The 5678-nt window shown below is 41.3% G+C and carries 7 protein-coding genes and 1 pseudogene; 1 reads left to right on the top strand and 7 read right to left on the bottom strand.

Annotated elements, in window-relative coordinates; translation table 11 throughout:
* The 4 genes from AC1DWN_RS26490 to pdxR form a co-directional block, all read right to left on the bottom strand.
* The coding region (locus AC1DWN_RS26490; RefSeq protein WP_477561883.1) for an MFS transporter at positions 1-416 on the bottom strand (416 nt) is incomplete at its 3' end.
* A 455-nt stretch (positions 417-871) separates the two neighbouring features.
* Complete coding sequence (locus AC1DWN_RS26485) at positions 872-1159, bottom strand: hypothetical protein (RefSeq protein ID WP_477561884.1); 288 nt, start codon at positions 1157-1159, stop codon at positions 872-874.
* 133 nt (positions 1160-1292) lie between these two features.
* The gene (locus tag AC1DWN_RS26480; protein WP_477561882.1) at positions 1293-1916 is read right to left on the bottom strand and encodes a hypothetical protein; all 624 of its coding nucleotides are present in this window, start codon (positions 1914-1916) and stop codon (positions 1293-1295) included.
* 112 nt (positions 1917-2028) lie between these two features.
* Entirely contained in the window at positions 2029-3459 is a 1431-nt protein-coding gene (gene pdxR / locus AC1DWN_RS26475) for a MocR-like pyridoxine biosynthesis transcription factor PdxR (RefSeq protein ID WP_477561881.1), read from the bottom strand.
* Positions 3460-3610: 151 nt separating this feature from the next.
* Here pdxR and AC1DWN_RS26470 point away from each other — a divergent pair, with 151 nt between their 5' ends.
* Complete coding sequence (locus tag AC1DWN_RS26470) at positions 3611-4168, top strand: pyridoxamine 5'-phosphate oxidase family protein (protein WP_477561880.1); 558 nt, start codon at positions 3611-3613, stop codon at positions 4166-4168.
* Between the two features lie 215 nt (positions 4169-4383).
* Here the strand turns inward: AC1DWN_RS26470 and AC1DWN_RS26465 are convergent, their stop codons facing one another.
* From AC1DWN_RS26465 to AC1DWN_RS26455, 3 genes and pseudogenes are all read right to left on the bottom strand, one after another.
* Entirely contained in the window at positions 4384-4935 is a 552-nt protein-coding gene (locus AC1DWN_RS26465; protein WP_477561879.1) for an NAD(P)-dependent alcohol dehydrogenase, read from the bottom strand.
* 33 nt (positions 4936-4968) lie between these two features.
* Positions 4969-5184, bottom strand: a complete 216-nt coding sequence (locus AC1DWN_RS26460) for an alcohol dehydrogenase catalytic domain-containing protein (RefSeq protein WP_477561878.1) — start codon at positions 5182-5184, stop codon at positions 4969-4971.
* Between the two features lie 333 nt (positions 5185-5517).
* Positions 5518-5678 (bottom strand): annotated as a pseudogene (locus AC1DWN_RS26455) (amino acid permease); the annotation flags it as partial.

The raw sequence follows: 5678 nt of genomic DNA, 5'->3' as shown, positions 1-5678 counted from the left end.
GCATAACCCAATGCGCCATAGGTACGGATAGATCCGTAACTGATTCCTGAAGATTCAGAAATCGTAAAATTYAGACTTTCCGTTAGAGGATCAATTGGCATTAGAAAAAAGTATAGTAACATGGCGAATAAAATAAGCAGAGGATAGCTGCTGGTCTCGTACAACAAAAAGCCAATTATACTTGAGAATATTAGCAAGACCAGCAGCACTTTGCGGCTTGATCTTGTTTTATCGCTAATCATACCCCATAGAGGTTGGGCGAACAGTGTAACAAAACCACCTGTTCCGATTATGAAGCCAATTTGTGCTGGACTTAGGCCCTGTACATCTAAATAGACCGGAAGAAATGAAATAAACATAGCAAGCAGCGCAAAATACAAAAAGTTGAAACCCCGTAATAAATTTGACATACTCATAAAAAAAACTATCCTCCTAACAAAATTAAAACAAAAAAACGGCTACTCTGCCGTTTCTATTACATGCTACTTATTTACCTCTATATTTCCTTCCTTCATTGTAAAATATCCATTCCTTACAAACGATAATATTCGGCTTGCACTTATGCCCGTTTGATTCGCAAGTTCAAGAACCATTGTATCCGGGTAAACTTCTACAATGCTCCGTATTTTGAGATAGATGTTTTCACAACTCTGGCACATGCTTTTATTTCTTTTTTCATATAAATTCCCACAAAAATCACAAATTTGATAATTCCCCATGATGTCTCCTTATATAGGTGTCTCTATGTATAAGCATTTCAGCAGTATCTCATAGTCAAAAAAAATACTGCCATAAACAATAGCTGTTGCAGCTACAAAAAATGGCAGTTTTCTTTATATTTTTATCGTCGTATCCAGTGAGAATAAACACATTAATTACGGATATATTCCTTATTTGCTTTTTCCAGCATGGATTTCCAATCAGCAAATTCCGTTTCGCGATTAACATGTCGATCAAAAAATTCATCGGGTATGTTATTGATATCTTCTTCTGTTCTTACCTGAAAGTTTCCTTTGATTAAAAACTCATCGAAACTCTTGCAATTGGAATGTTTACTCATGAACGCTTCATTAAACAGTTTTTCTAAAGAAATATGATTGGGATCTTCTTGATACATTTTTTGACCTTGTAAATCGTTCATCAGCTCTTCTAATGTCATTGGTTTTTGTCTTCTCAAAATACCACTCCTATTTTTTAAATAATTTTAACAACCGCGTGGGTAGAATCACCTTACATCATATCATTTATTTCATTATTGACTAATGTATGTTTTTCAACATGATTCGTACATATTATTTCATCCCAAATTTTTCTCGGATGTCGTATAGCCCTTGAATCAGCAGTTCTCCTGGGTCCCGATTCAATTGTAAATGTACTAGCAATAGATGTAAAGGAATAGCGCATACATTATTTCCTTCTTTGATTGTTGGGAATCCAACTTCAAAGACCGGACCGCGCTCCTCGTTCCATGCTAAACCCGCATGCACCTGCTCAGGAGCAAACTCCTCATTTACAGCTTTTATACATTGCGGAACGAGTATCTTGTCGATTATCGCTTTAGCCTCGTCTTCACTTTTAGCTGGTTGTGGGAGAGATTTCCCACCTTTAATGTCCATAAGATCAGTGAAGAAAGAAGCCATCCACATGGATGGATCATTGCCCGACTGGAATCTGGCAACTAACTCATGCAGAAAGAAACCGCAGGAATATACACTATCCGTCTCATCCTTCACATGAAATACAAAAACCGGGCCATAAGCTTCAACATTCAATACTTGTCCTTCTACATCATCATAGTGCATCCTTAAAGCTACGAGGCCATTATGGAGTACTGCCTTTATAAGTCCAGACCAATCTTCCTCAGTCATGGCAGCCTGTTCGTTGTTAACTTCCTCTTTAGTTGTCTCATTGTTCATTCTTCACAGTCCCTTCTGCCTTATTTGATTACATTCATTATAAGCATGTGTTCACTAATCTAGCAATGACCTTACTATAGCAAAATTGAAAACATTCGAATAAAAGGTGATTCTATAAGATCAACTTCGCTAGGCGATGAATCCCCTGCTCAATTGAAGCTTCATCAACTTTTGCAAACCCTAACACCCATCCCTTACGTTTGCTCTCCAAACAATAGGGTCCAAGTGGGTACACTCGTATTCCATTTTGAAGGGCTAACTTTGTCACGGTTTCTTCGTCGTATGACTCTTCAGCCTCAAGTAACATATGCAATCCTGTTTCAACTCCACTTAGCGTGAAACGCTCCCTTAGACCACTAGCCATAATAGCCTTTGTCATAGCTTCATGTCTACGTCGGTACACATTTCTGACTCTTCTCATATGCCGCATAAAATGCCCATTCTTCATGAAGTGGTTTAGTGTAAGCTGATCCATAATCGGTAGATGACGATAAGTCAACTCCTGTATCCTAGCCAGTTGAGCAATTGCCCGGGCAGATCCAACGATAGCCGAAATACGAATGCCTGGAGCAATCATTTTAGAAAAACTCATAAGGTATAAGGTATTATTAGGTGCCTGACTAATGAGTGTTGGAAGTGGCTCCCCACGATATCTAAATTCACTATCATAATCGTCTTCAATGATCCAAGATTGTTCTTGAACAACCTTATGTAGCAATTGTTGCCTGCGAGGCTCCGACATAACGACTCCGACCGCGCACTGGTGCGAAGGGGTCACAAAGGTCAGCTTGGATTTTGGGTGAATATGCTCAACCATAAGACCATACTCATCAACAGGGACAGGCACCACATTCATATGACGATATTTCATCGCCATCCAGGAAGCTGGAAAACCGGGATCTTCTACAGAGACAGTGTCCCCATCAGATAAAATCGATTGTGCGATTAAGTCAAGGCTGTGTTGAGCTCCTGAAGTCAACAGAATCTGATTTATTTGGATATGGATACCTCGTTCAAGTGTTAAATAACGCTGAATTTGCTCACGTAACGGTGTATAACCATAGGGATTGCCGTAAGCCCAGCTCGATAAATCCATAGCAGTGGATGCGTGGAGTAACGATTGTCGCCAGTTCTTTTGGAATTGGTTATCCAAATAGGGTTCATGTGGACTAAAATCAATATCCACTTCTCGATGTGCTTTGCCTCTAAACCAGTCATGTAATTGATCGACCGCCGAGTTTAGCAAAGGAAGCGAAGGTGGGATGGGGCCATCTGTTGTTAATTCTTTCGTTGAGCCAGTGACTTGATTCCATTCACTAACTCGCGTTCCTCCTCGGCGAGATGTAACCGTATAGCCTCGACTTAGTAATTCCTCATAGACGATCTGTATAGTTGAGCGAGAAACACCTATCAGGTGTGCGAGTTCACGGGAAGGAATCAGCAATTCTCCAGGAGGCCAAGCTCCGCTTTTAATATTATGAATGGCTTGATCAAGCAATTGCATCCAGATCGGTCTTTTATCTTTACGATTTACTTTCATCATTTTGCACACCTCCAATAGAAGCTTCAACCCAATAATACTAATTATGGATTGTTCTTAATCGCAAAGTTTGGATGTTTAATCACACTCCATTCATTGATATACTACCGTAACAACGCCGGCAGATGCAATAAATAAAAGGAGAGATTTTAAAATGGATACAGCTCATTCCGTTCGTTACAAGATCAGGGAATGCAAGGATCATGAGAAAATCGATAGTTTTCTTCACCAAGCGAGAATCGGGTATCTAGGGTTGGTTGATGGGAACCTGCCTTATGTTGTACCGCTTAATTACGTGTGGAGTGAGGGAAAGCTTTATTTTCACGGGGCTGGAGATGGAAGACGTAATCAAGTCATGAGTGAAAACCCTGAGGTATGCTTTACGGTAAGTGAGGAATATGGAACCATTGCGGATCCGGTACCTGCCAAAACAGATACAGCTTATATGAGCGTAATGATATTTGGAAAAGCAGAACCGATCACAGATCTGGATGAAGCCACCCATGTACTTCAGGAAATGATGAACAAATATGTACCGGGCTACTATAACCGGCCTCTGCCCAAGCAGCATGTGGATAAATATAGATCAGCTGTATTCGGTGGGCCGGTTCAAGTTTGCCGGGTAATTCCACACCATTTGACGGCAAAAGAAAGTCCTATTGAAGCAGAAAAAATGTACAGAACGGGCATGAAAGTCGGGCGAGAAGTTTAACGACAAGATCCCATTTCTACGCTCGCTACGCAGACTCAGCTCTACAGCAGCAGTCGCTTTCTCTGCTTACCTAACCCTGCGAAAGAGCAGCGAAAAAGAAAATCCCCTCCCAAGGTTCCCTTGGGTGAGGGAGGATTGCTAAGCCCTTCGACACACGTGTCACGTTTGGTCTTCCATTGCCGTTATTACAGACTTTCGGGCTCCTTACGGTAGATTTAATGGTCTTGTTTCAAAGTTATCACTACGTTTCCCTTCTTATGTCCGTTTTCGACATACGTATGAGCCAGGGTGATCTGTTCCAACGGATAACAGCGATCAATAACCGATTTTATCTTCCCCTCGTCAATAAGCATTTTGAGTGAATATAGATCTTCAATCTTAAGGCTAATCGCAGATTTAACGGAGAGATACCTCCCTTTTTTCTTAAGTACCCTTTTACTGCCTGAAGAAGAAATTTTCCCTACCGCGTCAAAAATAAGATCAAATGTCTGCCCGCTTTGGGTAAAATCCTCCTTTGTATAATCCAGAACTTTTTCGGCTCCAAGCGCTTTCACCATTCCCACATTTGTGGTGCTACTTACAGCAGTTACTTCCGCCCCAAAGGATTTGGCAAGCTGAACCGCAAAAGTGCCTATACTTCCGGATGCCCCGTAAATAAGTACTTCCTGTCCGCGCTCAATCCCTCCTTTTCTAAGAAAACAAAGTGCCGTAAGTCCCCCGACAGGTACTGCAGCTGCTTCCTCATAGGTCATATTGGTAGGTTTCATGGCCACGAGTCCTTCTTACGCCTTCGCCCCTTCTTAAGGCAAGCAAATGTACTCGGCATAAGCGCCAAATCCAAGACCGGTGTATGCAAAAACAGGATCACCTTTCTTAAAACGTTTCACATCCTTGCCGACTGCCTCAACCTCTCCAGCTAGCTCAAACCCCAAAACGGTTACCTTCTTCGGTCTGAAGAGTCCATTAAAAAGTCTTAATCTGGGAATAGGTTTTATTAATGCATGATGTATACACATCGTTTATTACTATTCACAAACGCCCTTTTTAAAGTCTAAAGAGACAAAAAAACGACATCTCTGTCGTTTCTGTTTATTTTGCTGGTGTAGCTACCCGGACTCAAACCCAGGACGGATCTCTGCCAGTGTTAGAGATGGGTTAGGATCTAGTATGATGATGTAGGATGAATCCTTAAATAAGGGTTTGATCCGACTGATGTAATATCTAGTTGGTTCTTTTATGATGCTTGGAGACGGTGTTCCTCCCCAATTCGTCCCCTTAAAACAATGTTCATGTTTCCGCATACCACATGACTTGTCTGCCTGTCCCTTTGCTCATGACTCCCCTTCATTCTAGTCAAATTTACAATCTTTAAGAGGAATGACTTTGGTCTTGTACACAAATTTATAGCCTAGCCACACACCTAAGAATAACGGAATTCCGATATAGGAAACAAGCACGCCATACCAATCGATCGTGTCTCCAGTGAAAGCTTTAAAGTTCTGGCCGATAA

Source organism: Paenibacillus sp. P4_A7 (genome assembly GCF_056402455.1).
This window is presented reverse-complemented; position numbering and strand designations above follow the sequence as displayed.

Excerpts from the sequence above, each read along its gene's own strand:
- AC1DWN_RS26485 (WP_477561884.1), bottom strand. The coding sequence starts at position 1,159 with ATGACATTAGAAGAGCTGATGAACGATTTACAAGGTCAAAAAATGTAT.
- AC1DWN_RS26480 (WP_477561882.1), bottom strand. The coding sequence starts at position 1,916 with ATGAACAATGAGACAACTAAAGAGGAAGTTAACAACGAACAGGCTGCC.
- pdxR (WP_477561881.1), bottom strand. The coding sequence starts at position 3,459 with ATGATGAAAGTAAATCGTAAAGATAAAAGACCGATCTGGATGCAATTG.
- AC1DWN_RS26470 (WP_477561880.1), top strand. The coding sequence starts at position 3,611 with ATGGATACAGCTCATTCCGTTCGTTACAAGATCAGGGAATGCAAGGAT.
- AC1DWN_RS26465 (WP_477561879.1), bottom strand. The coding sequence starts at position 4,935 with ATGAAACCTACCAATATGACCTATGAGGAAGCAGCTGCAGTACCTGTC.
- AC1DWN_RS26460 (WP_477561878.1), bottom strand. The coding sequence starts at position 5,184 with ATGTGTATACATCATGCATTAATAAAACCTATTCCCAGATTAAGACTT.